This window comes from Virgibacillus sp. SK37, from assembly GCF_000725285.1.
Lineage (GTDB): Bacteria > Bacillota > Bacilli > Bacillales > Amphibacillaceae > Virgibacillus_Q.
This window is the reverse complement of the sequence record NZ_CP007161.1, coordinates 3,054,980-3,076,017: the sequence shown is the minus strand read 5'-3', so window position 1 is coordinate 3,076,017 and position 21,038 is coordinate 3,054,980. Positions and strand designations below refer to the sequence as shown.

At 40.7% G+C, this 21,038-nt stretch carries 12 protein-coding genes; 7 read left to right on the top strand and 5 right to left on the bottom strand.

All coding sequences use genetic code 11. The features are described from left to right. Positions 1-55 precede the first annotated feature (55 nt). Positions 56-334 (top strand): hypothetical protein, encoded by a 279-nt coding sequence (locus tag X953_RS15355; protein ID WP_040956365.1) that lies wholly within the window; start codon positions 56-58, stop codon positions 332-334. A gap of 158 nt (positions 335-492) precedes the next feature. Further along, a complete protein-coding gene (locus X953_RS15350) occupies positions 493-1,875 on the top strand; it encodes an FAD-dependent oxidoreductase (RefSeq protein WP_040956364.1) in 1,383 nt (460 codons plus the stop codon). Positions 1,876-2,148: 273 nt separating this feature from the next. Here the strand turns inward: X953_RS15350 and asnB are convergent, their stop codons facing one another. Next, positions 2,149-3,993, bottom strand: coding sequence for an asparagine synthase (glutamine-hydrolyzing) (asnB, locus tag X953_RS15345; protein ID WP_040956363.1), 1,845 nt, complete (start codon positions 3,991-3,993; stop codon positions 2,149-2,151). A 130-nt stretch (positions 3,994-4,123) separates the two neighbouring features. Next, positions 4,124-5,026, bottom strand: a complete 903-nt coding sequence (locus X953_RS15340) for a LysR family transcriptional regulator (RefSeq protein WP_040956362.1) — start codon at positions 5,024-5,026, stop codon at positions 4,124-4,126. A 124-nt stretch (positions 5,027-5,150) separates the two neighbouring features. Here X953_RS15340 and gltB point away from each other — a divergent pair, with 124 nt between their 5' ends. The 3 genes from gltB (at position 5,151) to glnA (ending at position 12,651) form a co-directional block, all read left to right on the top strand. Further along, complete coding sequence (gene gltB, locus X953_RS15335) at positions 5,151-9,704, top strand: glutamate synthase large subunit (protein ID WP_040956361.1); 4,554 nt, start codon at positions 5,151-5,153, stop codon at positions 9,702-9,704. A gap of 79 nt (positions 9,705-9,783) precedes the next feature. Beyond that, a complete protein-coding gene (locus X953_RS15330) occupies positions 9,784-11,280 on the top strand; it encodes a glutamate synthase subunit beta (protein WP_040956360.1) in 1,497 nt (498 codons plus the stop codon). Between the two features lie 33 nt (positions 11,281-11,313). Further along, positions 11,314-12,651, top strand: coding sequence for a type I glutamate--ammonia ligase (gene glnA, locus X953_RS15325; RefSeq protein WP_040956359.1), 1,338 nt, complete (start codon positions 11,314-11,316; stop codon positions 12,649-12,651). Between the two features lie 170 nt (positions 12,652-12,821). On the opposite strand, the gene X953_RS15320 is transcribed toward glnA, so the two are convergent. From X953_RS15320 to X953_RS15310, 3 genes are all read right to left on the bottom strand, one after another. Beyond that, positions 12,822-14,735 (bottom strand): Xaa-Pro dipeptidyl-peptidase, encoded by a 1,914-nt coding sequence (locus X953_RS15320; protein ID WP_232217740.1) that lies wholly within the window; start codon positions 14,733-14,735, stop codon positions 12,822-12,824. A gap of 142 nt (positions 14,736-14,877) precedes the next feature. Next, positions 14,878-15,573, bottom strand: coding sequence for a YjjG family noncanonical pyrimidine nucleotidase (locus X953_RS15315; protein WP_040956358.1), 696 nt, complete (start codon positions 15,571-15,573; stop codon positions 14,878-14,880). A gap of 230 nt (positions 15,574-15,803) precedes the next feature. Further along, entirely contained in the window at positions 15,804-16,628 is an 825-nt protein-coding gene (locus X953_RS15310; RefSeq protein WP_040956357.1) for a nuclease-related domain-containing protein, read from the bottom strand. Positions 16,629-16,860: 232 nt separating this feature from the next. Here X953_RS15310 and X953_RS15305 point away from each other — a divergent pair, with 232 nt between their 5' ends. After that, positions 16,861-19,158 (top strand): ATP-dependent DNA helicase, encoded by a 2,298-nt coding sequence (locus X953_RS15305; RefSeq protein WP_040957164.1) that lies wholly within the window; start codon positions 16,861-16,863, stop codon positions 19,156-19,158. Positions 19,159-19,729: 571 nt separating this feature from the next. Further along, entirely contained in the window at positions 19,730-21,037 is a 1,308-nt protein-coding gene (locus tag X953_RS15300; protein WP_040956356.1) for an ABC transporter substrate-binding protein, read from the top strand. Position 21,038: the final 1 nt, after the last annotated feature.

Genomic DNA, 21,038 nt, shown 5'->3' with positions numbered 1-21,038 from the left:
ATCATAAGTATAGATGAAGGAGACAAATGAGCTTCCAAATAAATAGGAGAAAACAATGGATAATCGTAAGCAATTACTTGAACAAATAAAAATAGTTATAAATAAAATTGAAAAGGAATATGGTAATGAATTAGATGATGGTATTTTACAAACTATATATATAAGATATAAGAACACATTAGAAATATTAGAGAATGACACGAACATAAATAAAATAAATATAACTGGAGGTGTAAGGGCATATATGGATAGTTATAGTGACTATCAAAATTCGCTATTAGGAGAAATGCATATAGCTGAAAAAATGTTCAATGAATTAGTGTATGGTGTTTGAATTTTAGTTAACTCTTATTTACGGCTTTATGTGATAAACATCACAAATAATTGATTTTTAAAATCAAAGTGTTATTATAGATATATAAGATTAGTGCTATTTACTATATCTTATTATGTGAAATAGTGAGCAATTAAAATGATGGAGGATGATTTAGAATGAAAGTAGCGGTAATTGGATGTACTCACGCTGGAACTGCAGCGATTAATAATATATTGAAGCTTTATCCTCAGGCGGAAATTGATGTTTTTGAAAAAAATGATAATGTTTCTTTCTTGTCCTGTGGGATTGCACTTTATGTAGGGGGCGTAGTGAATGATGCCAATGGTCTGTTCTATGCTTCTGTAGAACAATTTGAAAAGCAGGGTGTGCGTATGCATATGAATCATGAGGTGACTTCCTGTGATGTAAGCAAAAAGCAGTTAGTGGCAAAAGATATGAAAACAAATGAGATCACAGCTGTGGATTATGATAAGTTAATTATTACTTCAGGTTCTTGGCCAGTAACACCACCAATTCCTGGCTCAAATTTGGAGAATGTATTGTTATGTAAAAACTTTGCACATGCCAATGAGATCATTGCGCGTTCTGCATCTGTGGAGAATGTTGTTGTTGTAGGAGCAGGATATATAGGGGTTGAGCTGGTTGAAGCATTTGAGCAAAATGGTAAAAATGTAACATTAATTGATAGTGAAGAAAGAATTCTCAACAGATATTTAGATGAAGGTTTTACAGCTCCTGTTGAAAAATCCTTCGAACAACGTGGCATTACGTTAGCACTTGGTCAGACAGTATCTGAGTTTGCAGGAACAGATGTCGTGGAAAAAGTGATTACCGATCAAGGCGAGTATAAAGCTGATTTAGTGGTTATGTGTATTGGATTCAGACCGAATACACAGCTCTTCAACGGTCAGATTGATATGTTAGGTAATGGTGCCATTGTTGTGAACGAATATATGCAGACAAGTGTAGCGGATGTTTATGCAGCTGGGGATTGTTGTGCGGTAAATTACAATGCAACCAAACAGCCGGCTTATATTCCGCTTGCAACGAACGCTGTAAGAATGGGCACACTTGTGGCGCATAATCTGGTGAAACCTGTATTAGCACATCCAGGAACACAAGGTACTTCCGGATTGAAAATTTATAACCATAACATTGCTTCAACAGGATTAACAGAGCGTGCTGCAGAGATGTCAGGTCTGTCTGTAGATAGTGCATATATTGAAGATACGTGTCGTCCGGAATTTATGCCGGAAAATGCGTTGATCCAATTGAAGCTAGTTTATGAAACAGACACACACCGTATTGTTGGTGCCCAGGTGATATCTGACACTGATTTCACACAGGCGATTAATACAATTAGTGTTTGTATTGCTAACAATATGACCATTGAACAATTGGCTTTAACTGATTTCTTCTTCCAACCACATTTTAACAAGCCTGTGAACTATTTGAATCAGGTAGCATTGGAAGCAATGGCAAAGGAAAACGCGAAAGCAGCTGAGGAATTGAGCAAGGAGCATGCTGTGTTGGTTTAGAAAAATGGGCTATTGATGTAGAAACACCCGTACTAGCGAGTGGGAGACTCATCGTAACTTTCAAGACATGAAAGATAGATAACTTAGCATGAAAAGCGGACAGTGTCGTACTGTCCGTTTTTTCATGGGATAGAGGATAATGCATACGTTAAAGAAAACTATGCGAACTAAGAAATCACCAAACCTTGCACTTAGTAATTGAAGTTAATATTCCAACATATACGTACATGCTGGTTTCCGTAACGTAGCTCATTCCTGCTTGCCTATTTCTTCCTATTCACTAACTTTGACATTATAAACTCTTAGCCAGTAATCAATTTGGCATAAATGAGCAATGAGCTGTGGGCCAGTCATGAGCTGTCCATACCAGGGTTCTGTGAATTCTTTCCCTTCGCTTTCAACGAGAGCTTCAACTCGCTCCCGTTTGATAAACTCAAATAATCTGGAGTTGGGGTCTGCAAGTATTTCTTTCATCCACAGGACAACTTGACGGGTATATTCAGGGTGGAAGGTTTTCGGATAAGGACTTTTCTTTCGATATAAAACATCGTCAGGCAAAAGTCCTTCCAATGCTTTACGAAGAATTCCTTTCTCTCTGCCATGCAAGTTCTTTATTTCCCATGGGATATTCCAAACATATTCCACCAATTTATGGTCTGCGAATGGAACTCTAACCTCCAGGCTGGCACCCATACTCATTCGATCCTTGCGATCTAATAATTGTGCCATAAACCAATGCATGTTTAAGTAGAACAATTCTCTTCGCTGGGCGTCTTCTTCGCTTTCTCCAGCTAAACGTGGTGTCTCCTGAATGGTTTCTTGATAACGATCCATGACATAGGATTTGAGATTTAGCTTCTTTTGCCATTCTGGGCGTAGTAAATCGATCCTTGAATCTAATGATTTCATCCATGGGAAAGTCTCTTCTTGATCGCTTATGTTGTGAAACCAAGGATAGCCTCCAAAAATTTCGTCGGCACATTCTCCTGACAAACTAACGGTTGTATGTTCCTTGATTTTTCGGCAGAGCAATAATAAGGAAGAATCAATATCTGCCATCCCAGGTTGATCTCGGAGCTCCACAGATTTCTTTAACGCATTTGCCAGTTCCGTTCCGGATATTACAACATGGTTTTGGTTGGTAGAAAATTGGTCAACAACTTTTTCGATCCAAGCATGATCACTAGAGGGCTGGAATTTACTCTTTTGAAAATATTTGTCGCTACCTTCGAAATCCACCGAAAAAGTTGATAATATGCCTTTGTCGTTTGCTGCAAAATAATTTGCCGCAATTGCGGTGATTGCGCTTGAGTCTAATCCACCAGATAAGAAAGTGGATATTGGAACATCTGCAACTAACTGACGTTCAACAGCATTGACAAATAAACGTCTAACTTTTTCTGCTGTTTCTTCTACGGTGTCCGTGTGTGCATGACTTTTCACATTCCAGTATCGCCAGACATCTAACCCATTTGTGGAAAAGGTTAATGCATGACCAGGGCGAAGTTCCTTCAACCCTTTGAAGATTCCGTGGCCCGGTGTTCTTGATGGTCCTAAACCGAATATCTCTGCAAGGCCAGTAACATCGACCTCAGCAGTAACAGCATCATGGGCTAAAATGGCTTTTAATTCTGAACCGAAAATAAAGCTTTCATCGTTTTCTGAGTAAAATAATGGTTTAACACCAAGTCGATCTCTAGCCATGAAGAGTTGTTTTCTATCCGGATCCCAGACCCCAAAAGCATAGATCCCATTTAAGTAGTTGACACAATCTTCTTTCCACTCGAGATAGGAAGCGAGTAGAACCTCTGTGTCGGATGAAGTTGTAAAAGCATGGCCCTTGCCTGATAATTCCTTTCTTAATTCCTCTGTGTTATATAATTCTCCATTGTATACAAGTGTATAAGTAATGGTATCCTTTTCCTTGTGCATTGGCTGCTTCCCGCCTTCAAGGTCGACAACGGCAAGTCGTTTATGCCCAAAGGCAGCGTTTTTACATGCCCACACTTGTGAATCATCCGGTCCCCTTGAAGTCAACGTATCTGCCATTCTTTGAACTGTTGGTTTTTCCTTCCGAACATCCTTTTTCCAATGAACGATGCCAGTGATTCCGCACAAAATATATCATCCCCTTCACATTATGTTAATTAACGGAAGTTATCATATGCAGCAAGATGGGGTTTTGCCACAATAAAAAAGGTATGGCGGCGTCCTGTTATTTATGTTGAAGGTCACTATGGGCTATTGCTTATTGGAAACCCTGCAGCCTTGAATAAAATTGTTTCACGAAGCTGTAAAACAACTCTTCGGATGGTGCAAGTGTTCTTTCTTTTGGTTTAATGATTCCAACTGTGCGGCGAACCTCCGGAATTTCCAGAGGAATCTTAACTGTCATTCTTGGGATGGATTCGTGAAAGGTGCTCTCTGGTAAAAGGGTGACTCCAATGCCTGCGGAGACGAGACCCTTAATTGCATCAAGGTCTTCTCCCTCTGCAGAAACAGTTGGTGTAAAACCTGCTTGCTTGCACGTGTCCAACATCATTTTTTTCAGGATGTACCCATTAGGAAAACTGACAAAGTCATCTTTTTTTAAGTCGCTAAGGTAAAGGCTATCTCTTTCTGCTAACGGGTGATTTATAGGAAGTAATGCTAGGATGCTTTCAGTAAATAAAATATGGGAAGCTATTTCCGGTTCACTCTTTGGCAGGGGTCCAAGGAATGCTACACCCATCTCTCCTTTTTTTACGGAATCAATTAGAAAATGATAGGAACCCTGGCGTAGATGAAACTTGATATTCGGGTGTGCCTCCTTAAAAGCAGAAATAACACTTGGCACGAGATGTGTGGACAAGCTTGTTGGGAAGCCGATCTTGATGATCCCACGCTCAGGGTCCAGAAAGTCATCAATTTGTTTTTTAGCATGTTCAATGGCCTGCATAGCAAGCTTTGTATGTGTATAAAAAGTTTTCCCAATCTGGCTTAATTTAATATTTCTGCCTTCCCGTTCGAACAAATCCACACCAAGCTCTTTTTCCAAGTTGGTAATTTGTCTGCTTATCGCCGACTGTGCAACATGTAAATGGACAGCCGCCTCCGAAACATGTTCCCGTTCCGCCACTTCCATAAAATAACGTAATTGGCGTAATTCCATAAGCCATTCCTCCTTATCTATATCAAAAACGTATTAATTCTATCTAAATTATATATTGTTTCGAATGATTTGGAAATTTATAATTACCAATATAAAGAATTAACAAAAAATGGAGGGATATATAGTGCATTATAATCAGATACCGAAAGCGCAGGGTTTGTATAATCCAACCTTCGAACATGATGCATGTGGCATTGGCTTGTACGCACATATTCATGGTGTTCCGAATCATGACATCGTAACAAAAGGCCTTCATTTGCTTTGCCAACTTAATCATCGGGGTGGAAGTGCTGATGAAACTTTAGGAGATGGAGCGGGATTACTAGTGCAGATCCCTGATATCTATTTTCGTAAGGAATGTCCTGAAATGAATTTGCCCGAGCCAGGACGTTATGGTGTTGGGATGATTTTTTTCTCTAATGATATGGATCATGAGGAATGGGAAAATGAAATTAACTCACTTATCAGGCAGGAAGGTCAGGAGGTACTAGGCTGGAGAACAGTGCCTGTCCATGTTAAAGATATTGGAATCGAAGCACAAAAAAGCTGTCCAACTATTCGCCAACTATTTATTGGAGCAGATGTTGCTCTTAAGGATAATATGGATTTTGAACGGAAATTATATGTGATCCGTAAGCAGATTGAGAAATTGGCAGTTGAGCAGGGTGGGCATATTTATTTTTCCAGCCTCTCAAGCAAGACAATTGTTTATAAAGGCTTGTTACAGCCTGAACAACTGAATTCCTTTTACACAGATTTACAGGATCCGGATTTTGAATCTGCCTTTGCGCTCGTTCATTCCCGCTTTAGTACCAATACATTTCCAAGCTGGGAAAGGGCACAGCCAAATCGGTATTTAATGCATAATGGAGAAATTAATACATTACAGGGAAATATGAATTGGATGCGGGCACGTGAGAAACAATTTGTATCCGAAGCGTTTGGTGAAGATTTAGAGAAAGTACTTCCTGTCCTGGATACAGATGGAAGTGACTCTGCCATGTTGGATAATGCACTGGAATTCTTAATTCTCGCAGGTCGGAAGCCGTCACATGTAGCTATGATGCTTATACCGGAACCGTGGGAGAACCACCCGGATATGTCAGATGATAAAAGGGCTTTTTATGAATACCATAGCTCTCTGATGGAACCATGGGACGGCCCGACGTCTATTGCCTTTACCGATGGAAAGCAGATTGGTGCTGTATTAGATCGGAATGGGCTCAGACCCGCACGATATTACGTTACAAAGGATGACTATTTGATCTATTCCTCGGAAGTGGGCGTTATTGAAGTGGAAGAGGATCAAGTTCTTTATAAAGACCGACTAAGCCCGGGGAAAATGCTGCTACTCGATATGGAAGATGGGCGAATTATTTCAGATGAAGAGATAAAAGAAGAATTAATAGATGCAAAGCCGTACGAAGCATGGCTGGATAAACAGCAGGTGATGCTACCGAACAAGGTGGAGCAATTCGAAAGGAACCCATTAAATAATTTGGTGAAAAGACAGAAGGCATTTGGTTATACGTACGAAGATGTTCACAAGTATTTAATCCCATTAGTAACAGAAGAAAGAGATCCCATTGGGGCGATGGGAAATGATGTTCCATTAGCGGTTTTATCCGATCACCCTCAATCCTTATTTGCTTATTTTAAACAATTATTTGCTCAAGTTACCAACCCTCCCATTGATGCTTATCGCGAGCAAGTGGTCACTTCAACCATAACAATGCTTGGTCCAGTTGGAAACATTCTCCACGATGATGAAAAAATTTGCCGCAGATTGAAGCTTACTACACCTGTATTATCCAATCGTCAATTCCGTTTACTACAGTTGAACCACTATGAAGGTTTTGAGTCCCGTACCATTGATATATTATTCCATGAGAATTTGGAGCTTGCCTTGGAGCAGCTGTTCGAGAAAGCGGAAAAGCTAATTGCAGAGGGTGTGCATATTCTCATCCTCTCCGATCGGAACATGGATGAAAATAATGCAGTGATTCCTGTTCTGCTCGCGGTAAGTGCCCTGCATCAGCATCTCGTTCGTCAGGGTAATCGGATGAAGGTAAGTATTATTGCTGAAACAGGAGAAGCCAGAGAAGTACATCATTTTGCAGCACTTATCGGTTATGGTGCGGATGCGATTAATCCTTACCTCGCATATGCAACATTAAATAAAGCAATTGAAGAGAACCATCTGCAACTGAGTTATAAACACGTGATCAATGTTTATATAAATAGTATTACAGAAGGCATTGTCAAAGTAATGTCCAAAATGGGTATTTCCACAATTCAAAGTTATCGGGGAGCGCAAACGTTCGAAGCGATCGGCATTAGTAAAACAGTTATTGATCATTATTTTACAGGTACAGCTTCTCAGCTTGGTGGTATTGGACTGGATACAATCGCTAAAGAAGCTTGGATGCGTCATAAACTAGCTTATGAAAATAATTTGGACACTTCGTTGGATGCAGGGAGTGATTTTCAATGGAGAAAGATGGGAGAGCATCATGCGTTTAATCCGAAAACCATTCATACACTTCAATGGGCGTGCCGCCGAGGTGATTATGAACTCTTTAAACAATACTCCCACGCAGCCAATGAAGAGCGACTGAATTTTTTGCGGAATTTACTTGATTTTAAGGACAGGGAATCCATTCCTGTAGAAGAAGTCGAACCAGTTAGCTCTATTGTTAAACGATTTAAAACGGGGGCAATGTCTTTTGGTTCGTTAAGTAAAGAAGCACATGAAACATTAGCGATTGCTATGAATCGAATTGGAGGAAAAAGCAACAGCGGTGAAGGTGGAGAAGATCCGAAGCGTTATGCCCCTGATGCAAATGGAGATTTACGGAGGAGTGCCATTAAACAGATTGCATCCGGACGATTTGGTGTAAAAAGTCACTATTTAATTCATGCAGATGAACTCCAGATAAAGATGGCCCAGGGGGCAAAACCTGGAGAAGGAGGACAGCTGCCTGGGAATAAGGTGTATCCATGGGTAGCTGATGTGCGTGGATCAACCCCGGGTGTTGGACTCATTTCACCACCACCCCATCATGATATTTACTCGATTGAGGACCTGGCGCAATTAATTTATGATTTAAAAAATGCCAATCGGGAGGCACGTATCAGTGTGAAACTCGTTGCTAAATCAGGTATTGGTACGATTGCGGCAGGTGTTGCTAAAGGAAAAGCGGATGTTATTTCCGTAAGTGGCTATGACGGAGGTACAGGCGCTTCACCGAGAACGAGCATTAAGCATACCGGACTTCCATGGGAACTGGGTCTTGCTGAAACCCATCAAACGCTAATGTTAAATAACTTGCGCGAACGAGTGGTTTTGGAAACCGATGGCAAGTTAATGACCGGAAAAGATGTGGTGATGGCTGCATTGCTTGGTGCTGAAGAATTTGGGTTTGCAACAGCACCACTTGTTGTCCTTGGATGTGTCATGATGCGGGTATGTCATAAAGACACTTGCCCCGTCGGAATTGCTACCCAGAATCCCGAGTTGAGGGAAAAATTTATGGGAAATGCGGATCATGTTGTCAACTTCATGCATTATATTGCACAGGAAGTCAGGGAAATAATGGCGATGCTAGGATTTCGGACGATGGAAGAAATGATTGGCCGGACAGACATATTGACGATCTGTGAACGGGCTAAAGCGCATTGGAAAGCAAAGGACCTGGACTTGTCTACATTGATTTACCGTGTGGATGGGGGAAGAACCTGCCAAACCAAGCAGGATCATCAGCTTCAGCGCTCTCTAGATGAAAGTGCTATATTACCGGTGGTTATGTCGATCATTGAACAAAATGAAAAAGTGAATATCACCTATAACATTAAAAATACACATCGTGCCGTTGGAACTATTACAGGCAGTGAGATTACGAAGCGCTATGGGGAAGAAGGGATGGTTGAAGATGCGATCACATTACGGTTCAACGGTTCAGCAGGTCAAAGCTTTGGTGCCTATGTACCTAAAGGCATGACTCTCCGTTTGACAGGAGACGCCAATGATTATGTTGGAAAAGGACTTTCTGGCGGAAAAATAATTATTTCTTCCCCACCGGAAGCAAAGTCTGCTGAATCAGGCAATATCATTATCGGCAATGTTGCTCTTTATGGAGCAACATCTGGAGAGGCTTATATTAACGGATATGCTGGTGAACGGTTTGCAGTTCGTAATAGTGGTGCAAATGCAGTGGTTGAAGGAATAGGTGATCATGGCTGTGAATATATGACAGGAGGTCGTGTTGTCATACTGGGAGATGTAGGAAAAAACTTTGCTGCAGGTATGTCTGGTGGTATTGCTTATATTCTTACAGAGGATCCGGAGAAATTTGATGTGTTATGTAATAAAGAGATGGTTGCCATTGAGACAGTGTCAGACCCAATGGAGTTGGAAGAAGTAAAACGATTAATTCAAAATCATTATCACTACACTGCTAGTCAAAAAGCCCGTTTCGTTCTGTCTCATTGGAATGGATCCATGCAGAAATTAGTGAAAGTGATACCGAGAGATTTCCGGCATATGCAAGAACAAATACAAACATATAAGAATGCTGGGATGAGTGATAGAGAAGCAGCGTTGCATGCGTTTGAATTAAAAAAGAAGAATGCAGTTGGTAATCAGAATTTAAAAACGTCTACCGTTGTTCCATTATAAGAAGGTATAGAATGGTATAGCGTCGATGGGTTCATACGTCCGGTGTGAAAAGATCGGAACTTATGAAAGGAGCGGTACTATGGGGAAATTAACAGGGTTTATGGATTATGCAAGAGAGGAAGTGGAGGAGCGAGAGGCTCGACATCGGATCAGTGACTGGAGAGAATATAAGGCGCCCTTTTCAGATGAAACGCTTAAAAGGCAGGGAGCGCGGTGTATGGATTGCGGGACCCCTTTTTGTCAAATTGGAGAAGTGCTCGATGGGGCAACAACTGGTTGCCCGATTTATAACCTCATCCCGGAATGGAATCACCTTGTGTATTTGGAAAAATGGGAGGAAGCACTGGAACGGCTGTTAAAAACAAATAACTTTCCTGAATTCACTGGCAGGGTATGCCCGGCACCTTGTGAAGGATCTTGTACCCTTGCTATTGCTGATCCAGCTGTGACGATAAAGAGTATTGAGCGTACGATTATTGATAAAGGATTTGAAAACGGATGGATAGCACCAAGAATGCCACGGAATCGAACAGGCAAATCTGTTGCAATTATTGGTTCAGGACCTGCCGGATTGGCCAGTGCAGATCAGTTGAATCAAGCTGGTCATAGGGTGACTGTTTATGAGCGGCAGGATCGAGCCGGCGGTTTACTAATGTACGGAATCCCAAATATGAAACTGGAAAAAGAAGTCGTGGAGCGTAGGGTTAGGCTTTTGGAGGAGGAAGGCATCCAGTTTATTTTAAACACGGAAGTCGGTATAGACATTCATGCCGATGAATTAAATGAAATGTATGATGCTGTCATCCTTTGTACAGGAGCCCTGAAGCAGCGGGACCTTAAGCTGGAGGGGAGGGAAGCAAAAGGGGTTCACTTTGCGATGGATTATTTGACTTTATCTACGAAAAGCCTCATAGGGGCTGAGGAAGAAGACCTGGAATGGATTGATGTAAAAGGGAAGGATGTCATTGTCATCGGCGGAGGAGATACCGGTGCGGATTGCATAGCGACAGCACTTCGCCAAGGATGTAAGAGTGTTGTTCAATTTGGTAAGCATCCGAGGCTTCCGACAGACAGAACTCCAAATAATATGTGGCCAGCATATCCGAATGTATTCACAGTGGATTATGCCCACCATGAAGCTACAGCTACATTCGGTCAGGATCCTAGGAACTATTCGATTCAAACAAAACGATTCGTTTCAGATAAGGATGGACAGCTGAAGGAAGTGCATACTGTCCAAATGAAGAAAATAAAAGAAAAAGATGGAAGTATCTCCTTCCAAGAAATCCCTGGTACGGAGAAGGTTTGGCCGGCACAGCTTGTGTTTATTGCTATTGGATTTGAAGGAACTGAGCTTGGGTTATTACAACAGTACGGCATTGATACAAACCATCATAAGGTGAAGTCGCCGTATGGGGATTTTACTACAAACAAAGGGAATGTTTTTGCGGCAGGCGACGCGCGGCGTGGACAAAGTTTAATTGTCTGGGCGATTAATGAAGGGCGTGAAGTTGCTCATAAAGTAGATTCCTATTTAATGGGAAATTCTGTACTGCCATCGTACTTGAAAGGATAGCAAAGAAAATTAGAATTCTTAGGAGGAAAAAATATGGGTGCAACATTATCGAAGGAACAAATACGCAAAAAAATGGATGAGGAAAATGTGCGGTTCATCCGCCTGCAATTTACCGATATGCTTGGAACCATTAAAAATGTGGAAATTCCATTAAGTCAACTGGAAAAAGCGTTGGACAATAAAATGATGTTTGATGGATCCTCGATTGAAGGCTTTGTACGAATTGAAGAATCTGATATGCTTTTATATCCTGATTTAGATACATTTGTGGTTTTTCCATGGACATCAGACAAAGGGAAGGTAGCACGCTTTATTTGTGATATCTACAATCCGGATGGAACACCATTTGAGGGGTGCCCACGCTATAATTTGAAAAGAAACCTTAAGAAAATGGAAGCAATGGGTTTTTCTGCATTTAATATTGGAACAGAGCCGGAGTTTTTCCTGTTTAAGTTAAATGAGAACGGTGAACCAACCTTGGATTTGAACGATAAGGGCGGCTATTTCGATCTTGCTCCAACAGATTTGGGGGAGAACTGTCGCAGAGAAATCGTTCTTGAATTGGAGGAAATGGGGTTTGAAATTGAAGCTTCCCATCATGAGGTCGCTCCTGGACAGCATGAAATAGATTTCAAATACGCGGATGCGCTAAAACACGCGGATGATATTCAAACATTTAAGCTGGTTGTAAAAACGATAGCCCGCAAGCATAATCTGCATGCTACATTTATGCCAAAACCATTATTTGGTGTGAACGGCTCAGGCATGCATGTGAATATGTCTTTATTTCAAGAGGGCAAAAACGCCTTTTTTGATTCACATGGTGACATGCAATTGAGTGAAGTGGCCTACCAGTTTACAGCTGGTATCATAAAGCATGCAATTCATTTCACGGCAGTAACAAATCCCACAATCAACTCATATAAAAGGCTTGTCCCTGGGTATGAAGCACCATGCTATGTTGCATGGTCCGGTTCGAACAGAAGTCCCCTCATTCGCATTCCATCTTCGAGAGGATTAAGCACACGCATTGAAGTACGAAGTCCTGATCCCTCGGCCAATCCATATATGGCTTTGGCGGTGTTGCTTGCAAGTGGACTTGATGGCGTAGAAAACAAGCTGACGCCTCCGACGGCTGTGGATCAAAATATCTATACAATGAACAAATCAGAACGAATAAAAAACGGCATCCGCGATTTGCCAGCAACCTTAATGCATGCATTAGAAGAGCTGGAGCAGGATGAAATTATTAAGCAAGCACTTGGTGAGCATCTACTGGAACATTTTGTGGAAGCCAAGCAGATCGAATGGGATATGTTCCGTACGACTGTTCATCCATGGGAACGGGAACAGTATCTGTCTAATTATTAGTTTTGTATTATATATAAACATGGAGGAGTACGCTCAGATTGCTTTCTAAACTTATGGAAGCTGAGAAGGTCATCAAAACGGGGGATGAATGGCTGACTGAAGAACAAGTAAGGAGAAAGCTCTGTAATTAAAAAAGGATGTCACCGAATTTTGGTAACATCCTTTTTCTATTATTCTTCTACTGCAGCCTCAAATGCCTTTTTTCCGCCAACAATAGGAAGAAGTGCCTTGCTCTGTCCTAAAGAGACTTCAATGGTTGCTTTGTTTTGCATAGGAAGTAAGCGTTGGTAATTACTACCTGCAATAACAATACCAATCCGATGACCTTCCTTAAAGACATAGTCCTCTGGTAGTGTATCCCATTGGAAACGGTAGCTTTTCTCAGGTTTTAGCAAGTCTGTATAATCAAGAGTTTTCCAGTTTGTTGCATCCATCCAACCATGTGTGACAATTTCATATGGTGCCTCATGAGTTGTCTTTTCTGTTTCTTTATAACAAGCATCATCGGCTGCTGTGCTTTGTCCCCAACAGCTTTCCTCTTCAAGGGTACGAACACCTTCACCACGGTCACGATGATTGACTCTTTCATCTGCTCCGTAATCCACGATAAGCGCGGTTAAATTAGTATCTTCTTTATTAACGTTTGCGCGAATATCAATTTCCGGAATCCCACTTAGTCGAAGATCATCTTCCAATTTTGGGGTCATGAACATTAACCTATTTTCCTTTGTTGAAAATTCATCCTCTACCATTGCGCTTTCACGCTGGTACGGTTCATCAACGAAGGTTTGGGTGAAATTGCCTTTAACCGGCCCTGTTGTTAACACACCTGGTAGGTTGCCAACGGCAGGTGCAAGTCTTACTTTCACAGCTTTCGCATTCTGATCCGGCCAGGAAGAGTAGGTCTCCCATTCATCTGCTTCCCGTTCAATATCTACAGCCGGTTCGTCCATAATTCCGTTATCAATATCTAGTAACCAATGATCAAACCAGCGATGGAGGGTATTAACCCATTCTTCTCTACGGAAATCAAATGGATCCACATGTCCTGTTTGGGTAAGCCAGAGTTTTCTTGGCACATCATTTTCTTTTAAAACTTCCCACCAGTTTGAAAAGTGATTTGCCTTCACATTATAATCATTAATACCATGTACAACGAATACACTTGCTTCTATGTTATGTGCATCTTTTATATAATTGCGTTCATCCCAAAAGGAGTTATAGTCACCAGTTTCGTCGTCAGCTTTTTCCTTGATATTCTCACGAACTGGGGCACAGGCAGGGACTCTTTCGCTGCTTGTGACCAACTTGGATAAACCGTTGGGACCATTTTTGCGAAACGAAATACCTTCATAGCGATAATAATCGTACCAACTACTGATTGCTCCGATCGGGACAATTGTTTCGAGGCCCTCCACGCCAGTAGCGGCCACACCGTTAGCCAATGTACCATCATAGGATTTGCCAATCATACCAACCTTTCCTGTTGACCAGTCTGCAGCAATTTCATCTCCGTTTTCGTCCCATGCTTTGCCTTTTCCGTTTAACCATTCTATTACGACTTTAATACTTTCTATTTCTTCAAAGCCGCCTGTTGTCGGGCAACCATCCGAGTTGTTAGTCCCTACCATATCTACTTGCACCACAGCATATCCTCTCGGAACAAAGTAGTTGTCATAAAATAATGGAAACATATCATTGACACCATCACCGTCAGTATCCTTTATTTCAGATTCGTTTCCACGCCCAAGACTCTCGTAATATGGGCTTGCATCCATAATTACAGGCACCTTCATGTCGCCGTTTGATTCCTTTGGTCGGATGATGTCTGCTGCAATTCGATCGGGGGTCCCATCTTCATCACTATCCAATGTAGATTCCACATAGATGGTCTCTTTAATAGCATCTGCATAATCATACTTTTCTGCAGTAACCCCATCATCGAGCTCATACGCTTGTTGAATGCTATTGCTTTCCGCCTCGTCAGCATAGCTTAATGATGGCATAGCAAGACTCACTGCCATCACTAATGTTAGCAACCATGAAAAAGATTTAGTGCCTTTTCTCCTTAACAAATAAATCACTCCAATTCTAGTATACTATTTCTATAATATTCTAAATAGTTTAGAATGAAAGAGTTAATAGCACTAAATTTGGTAGAAAAAGGAGATTGATGTCATACTTTGGGCCCGTGGTGTAGAAATAGATACAAGCGTAAAAAGGAGCTTAAACTTTCTCTTTTTCTACTATTTCTATAAGCTCTGCCAGTTCACAGATCTCATAGGTTGGCTTAATTTCCGTGTTGTTCTCTTTTTTATGTGGATTGAACCAGCAAGTATCTACACCGTAATTGATTCCACCTTGGATGTCAGATGTTAATGAGTCACCAACGATCAAAACATCCTCCTTCTCCTTAATACCTAGTTTAGAAAAGGTATAATCAAAGAAACCTACGTGAGGCTTCTGGTAACCGGCATCCTCAGAAGTAATGATATGGTCGAAGCTTTTATATAGCGGAGAACGACTCAATCTAGAATTTTGCACTGTAGTGAATCCATTTGTTACAACACCTAGCTTATAGTCGTTAAGCTGATCAAATAATTCTAAGACTCCATCCATGTGATGTACTTCTTTACCGAGATAGTTAAGATATACTTCATTGAATGTTTTCGGATTAATATCAAGTTCATGCTGAAGAAAGAGCCTTCTAAACCTCTCTACCCCTAGTTCGGTTACAGATAAAAGCCCCTGCTCCAGATCCCTCCATAGCCCTTTGCTGATTTTTCTGTAATCAGGTTGGTAATCCACTAATCCCGTTGGTAATTTGTAAGCAAGAAAAGTATAGTGAAGAGCACTTTTTTCTGAGGCACCAAAGTCCATTAATGTATCATCCACATCGAATAAAATAGTTTTATAGTTCATAGTTTCCTCCATTTTGTTTCTGCTAAATTTGAGCTTATCATTCTGTTCTTTATGAATTAACTTTCCTTACTTTATCATCTTTATAGGCTGTCTGTCACTGGGGTTAGGAGGGATGGTATTTGCTGAAGTATATTTCTTAGGGAAGGTTTAGGAGAGACTGAGAGTTTATATTAATATTATCAAGAAATCCACGAAACGACGGATGCCGTTTCGTGGATTTACTTATTGTTTTAGTTAGCCGTTTTCTGATGTGCATAACAAAAGATTTTCCCATTGAATTTTTTATTTGATAAACAGAATGCTTCTACTTTTTGTGAAACAGGTTTATTGCAAATGACACAAGTAGAATTTGAACTGGAATCTTCTATCGATGTATTTGTTTTTAATGCATGCTTATGCTCTTCTCTAATCTTAGAATCAGTAATATTAGCCTTTAATAAGGTATGATAGATTGTGTCAATGTCTTTCTCAGATAGGAGTGGTTCTTTGTGATGAATCTTCAGTACGGATACCTTCCTATGGAGGAACTCTGATAATTCAATGTCATATACGATGAGTTCATTGGATGCTATTTTACGGTAATCATCGCCTACTTTAAATGTGGAACGTTTTGTAAAAGATACCATGGAGATAAATAGGTCATGGTATTTTTTATCAATTAATGTTTTTAATGCCTCTATATGTCCATAGTTTTGCACGAAAGGATTCATCATTTTAAACTTACCATTAACCAACCATGTTTTCCGGTCTTTTCCGCCATAGATGGTCCCTTGGTAGTTCTTTGTTTCGATGGTAAATATACCATGGGAAGTTAAGACGACGTGGTCAATTTGTGAATGTCCTGACTTCGCTTTTGGATTTTTCACAAGAAGATCACTAAGGTAGCGATAACCTTTTGGTAGCTGATCCAATTGAATATCAATCTTGTATTCTCCTATCTCACCTTTTCTGGTAGCTACATGCTCATTTGTTTTTTGGGGTTTCTGGGGGTTAGTATGTATTTGTTTTGGCTCTTCGTTCTTTTTCTTTTTAAAAAAGTTTAGGAATAATAGCATAATCTTCTCCTTATTTTTTACTACTTTTCCATTTTACCTTTTTGTGGGGAGAATCACCATAGAAAATGAGGACAAGCCCTGTAAACGTTTGAGTAGCCAGAGGAGATAAATCCAGGCGTTGATAGAGACCCAGTGTACAATCATCCAACCAAAACAAATGTTCCCCGAAAAGATGACACCTTCCTCCCCGCATGCTACACTAAAAGCAACGCTAAATTTTTCGGGTGATAATATGAAGCAGAGCATAAAAATAGCTGCGAGGACGCTAGTGGAGTATGTTTTTCGCAGTGGCAGTATAGAAACTGGTTTCCGCAGTTCGCAACCTTTGGTGGACGGCACTAAGGCACACCAGAAAGTTCAAAAGACGTACGGTAAAAACGATCAAAAGGAAGTTTATCTAAAAACCGAAGTCCCTTTTGAAGAGATGTTGTTTCAAATAGATGGACGCTGTGACGGCCTTCTTAAAAGTGATGATGGATCACTGACCATTGATGAAATTAAATCAACCTCCGGGTCGCTGGAAGTTATCACGGAGGATAGCTATCCTGTTCACTGGGCCCAAGCAACGGTCTATGCCTATATTTATGCAAAAGATAATGATCTGGAGAAGATAAATATTCAGCTCACCTACATACAAGTTCGTACAGAGGAAAAGAAATATTTTCAGCGAAGCTTAACGCGTGAGGAATTGGCCGATTTTGTCATGGATGTGATTGCCCAATATGCTCCGTATGCCAGACTCCGCATAGAACTGAAGCAGAAACGGGATGAAAGTACAAAGATGCTGGCATTTCCGTTTGATAGCTATAGGGACGGACAACGCAAGCTTGCGGGAGCTGTGTATAAAACGATTCAAGAACAGAAGACACTGTTTGCCAAAGCATCGACGGGAATCGGGAAGACAATCTCAACCATTTTTCCTTCTATAAAGGCGATTGGCGAGGGTCACTTGGAAAAAATCTTTTATCTGACAGCAAAGACGATTACCCGAACTGCCGCAGAAGAAGCTTTCCGTCTGTTACAGGAAAAGGGTCTGGCAATTACGGTCGTTACAATTACAGCTAAGGATAAGATTTGTTTTCAGGAACAGGTAAATTGTGACAAGGCGGAATGTCCTTTTGCCAATGGGTATTATGATCGAATTAATGGAGCAATATTGGATATTTTGCAGAACGAGACATTAATGACCCGATCGGTGATTGAACAATATGCACGCAAGCATACCGTCTGTCCGTTTGAGTTTTCATTAGATTTGGCATATGCAGCAGATGCAGTGATTTGCGATTATAATTATATTTTTGATCCAAAGGTGTCCTTGCAGCGACTGTTGGATGAACAGAGGAAAAAGTCTGCGTTGCTCGTTGATGAGGCACATAATCTTGTCGATCGTGCGCGAGAGATGTATTCGGCAACCGTGGAGAAGGAAACATTTCTTGCTATATACCGGATGTATAAAGATGAAAATGAAGTTATAGCCAAATCGGCAAATGCCGTAAATGAGTATTTTTTGGAAAAGAAGAAGCAAAATCAACAGCTGGAAAAAGAATTGGATGAAAAGCTTGTACATGTCGTGGATGCCTTCGCGTATGCGGCAGAAGAAGAGCTAATGCGTGGCGGGGAAGCGGAGGAATTATTGCTGAATGGCTACTTTAGTGCCCAGGCGTTTGTGAAAATTGCCAGATTGTATGATAAGCGTTTTACCAGTTATATGACGCTTGAGGGTAGTGATGTTCAGTTAAAGTTGTTTTGCCTGGATCCTTCCCATCAGCTAAAGCAAATGGGTAAAGGATTTCGTTCCAAGATCTTCTTCTCTGCCACGCTAACCCCTGCAGGCTACTATATGGACTTGCTTGGTGGAAAGGCGGAAGATTATGTTGTATCCATCCCGTCCCCGTTTCAGCGTGAAAATGCGGAAGTGATTATCCAGCCTTTATCAACTAGGTATCGTGACAGGGAGCATACGTTAGAGCCGATGGTCCAATTTATCGTTGATTTATTACAGCAGAGGGAAGGGAATTTTCTCGTATTTTTCCCATCCTATAAATATATGCTGCAGGTATATGAGCAGTTTACCGCAACAGCACCGGGAGAAAAAGTGATCTTACAGGAAACAGGCATGACAGAGGAACGGCGGGAGGACTTTTTGAATTCCTTTCAAGAAAATGAGGAGCGGCTCGTTGGGTTTGCTGTATTAGGCGGGATTTTTTCCGAGGGAGTGGATTTGAAAGGAGATCGTTTATCAGGAGTAATAATCGTCGGAGTCGGTCTGCCGCAAATTGGATTTGAACGGGATATCATTAAGGATCATTTCCAGGCCAATGGGCACAACGGTTATAACTATGCGTATGTTTATCCTGGGATGAATAAAGTACTGCAAGCAGGCGGGCGGCTCATTCGTACAGATACAGACCATGGCATCATCGCCCTGATCGATGACCGCTTCCTTCAGCCCATGTACCAGGAGCTGCTTCCATATGAGTGGCAGCATTATTCTGTTGGAGGAGCGGCGTCGGGTTCTTTTCGGGGGTAGTAGAGAGGACAGCTTTGGTAGAGTTAAAGAGAATCCTATTATTCTAATAATGTAGGTAATTGCAGCTCGCTATGACTTTTTAGCGGGCTGTTAAATGAAAAAGACCGTTTGGTGTATTCACATCATTCGGTCTTTTATTGGGTTGTGAGTTCCTATAATAAATAATTTTTATGTCACAAAGAACATGAATAAATTCTAATTGATCTTTAAGTGATACCCACTCGAATTATACTACTTAATTCAAACCTAAAGGTGCTTATTTAGACTTTTTAGTTCTTTTATATAAGTTTATTGAGCTTACGTCTACAAGTTTTCAGGATAGAATTTTCACCTCTCATTTTTTTGATAATTTCCACTTGTAATTTATTTAGTAGAATGCTATTATTTAACTAGCAATTAATGCAAACGGTTGCGCAATAAATGCACATAAATGTATAAGAGTGACTCACTAGTGCCATCCTTGTTTTAATTGCTATACTTTTAACTTGTTTATAATATGTGTGCATAATTTTATTAAAGAATGCAAACGTATTCATGAATGAGCTAACACCAAAAAGGGGAGTTGAGTGAAATGAGAGCAAAGCATTTGTTTTCAAAGGTAGCAGTTGTTGCAATGATAATTGGTTTGTTTTTAGCAGGTTGTTCATCAGATGATAGCAATAAATCGAACAACAGTGAAGCGAGTTCCGGAGATAAAGTTACTATTGATATTTTCCAAGGGAAGGTAGAGTTTAAGGACCAATTTGAAGCACTGGCCAAGCAATATGAAGAAAAAAATCCAGATGTTAAAATTAACGTTAAAACAGTGGGCGGCGGAACGGAATATGCTCCTGTCTTAAAGTCTCAATTCTCCTCTGGTGATGAACCGGATATCTTTAATGTGACTGGCCCGCAAGATGTAATTGACTATAAAAAATACTTAGCAGATATGTCAGATACAGAAGCTGCAAAGGCAGCTATTGATGGTACCTTAGCAACAGTTCAGGATGGTGATAAAATACTGGGTTTGCCATTTAACCAAGAAGGATATGGACTAATTTATAATAAGCGTCTATTTGAAGAGGCTGGCATAAAACCAGAAGAGATACTTACGTTCGAAGATTTAGAGCAAGCTGTTGAAAAGTTAGACAGTAAAAAAGATGAGCTGGAGATAGAAGCGGTTTTTGCCTTACCTGGTAAGGAAGCATGGGTAATGGGTGATCATTTGGCAAATGCTTTCTTGGCTCCTGAATTTGACCACGATGTAATGAAAGCGTTTGAATCTGATACGGTAAAATTTGAAAGAGGCAAAGAAATGAAGCGTTTTCTGGATTTGCAAAATAAATATTCTGTGCAGCCGGTGTTAAGTCTGGATTATTCTCAACAAGTGGAAGAGTATTTTTCGCTTGAACGTGTAGCGATGATTCAACAAGGAAACTGGGTTTATCCATCGGTTGAACAAATGGATCCTGAAGTTGCTGAGAATATTGGCGTACTGCCAATTCCGGTAGAAGGTTTTGAAGGTAGTATTCCGGTGGGAGTTCCAAACTACTGGGCAGTTAATAATAATTCTGATAAAGAGGTTGTTGAAGCCTCCAAAAAATTTCTGGATTGGATGTATACTTCTGATGAAGGAAAAGAAGCCGTTTTGAATGAGCTTAAATTCATACCTGCTTATGAAGGCTATGATACAGAGAAAATTTCCGATCCGTTGTCACAAGATATTTATGAGTATGCCTCTGAAGGAAAAACAATTGGTTGGATATTTGCAGGTTATCCGAGCAATCCGTGGGGAACGGCAGTGATGGGAGCGAATGCTCAGCAATATTTAGCTGGCGATATGACATGGGAAGAACTTGAGAAAGATGCTATTTCGAAATGGGAGGAAAAAAGGAAGTAAC

Bases quoted from the DNA above. Each gene is read 5' to 3' on its own strand.
- X953_RS15355 (WP_040956365.1), top strand. From the start codon at position 56: ATGGATAATCGTAAGCAATTACTTGAACAAATAAAAATAGTTATAAAT.
- X953_RS15350 (WP_040956364.1), top strand. From the start codon at position 493: ATGAAAGTAGCGGTAATTGGATGTACTCACGCTGGAACTGCAGCGATT.
- X953_RS15340 (WP_040956362.1), bottom strand. From the start codon at position 5,026: ATGGAATTACGCCAATTACGTTATTTTATGGAAGTGGCGGAACGGGAA.
- X953_RS15330 (WP_040956360.1), top strand. From the start codon at position 9,784: ATGGGGAAATTAACAGGGTTTATGGATTATGCAAGAGAGGAAGTGGAG.
- glnA (WP_040956359.1), top strand. From the start codon at position 11,314: ATGGGTGCAACATTATCGAAGGAACAAATACGCAAAAAAATGGATGAG.
- X953_RS15315 (WP_040956358.1), bottom strand. From the start codon at position 15,573: ATGAACTATAAAACTATTTTATTCGATGTGGATGATACATTAATGGAC.
- X953_RS15310 (WP_040956357.1), bottom strand. From the start codon at position 16,628: ATGCTATTATTCCTAAACTTTTTTAAAAAGAAAAAGAACGAAGAGCCA.
- X953_RS15305 (WP_040957164.1), top strand. From the start codon at position 16,861: ATGAAGCAGAGCATAAAAATAGCTGCGAGGACGCTAGTGGAGTATGTT.
- X953_RS15300 (WP_040956356.1), top strand. From the start codon at position 19,730: ATGAGAGCAAAGCATTTGTTTTCAAAGGTAGCAGTTGTTGCAATGATA.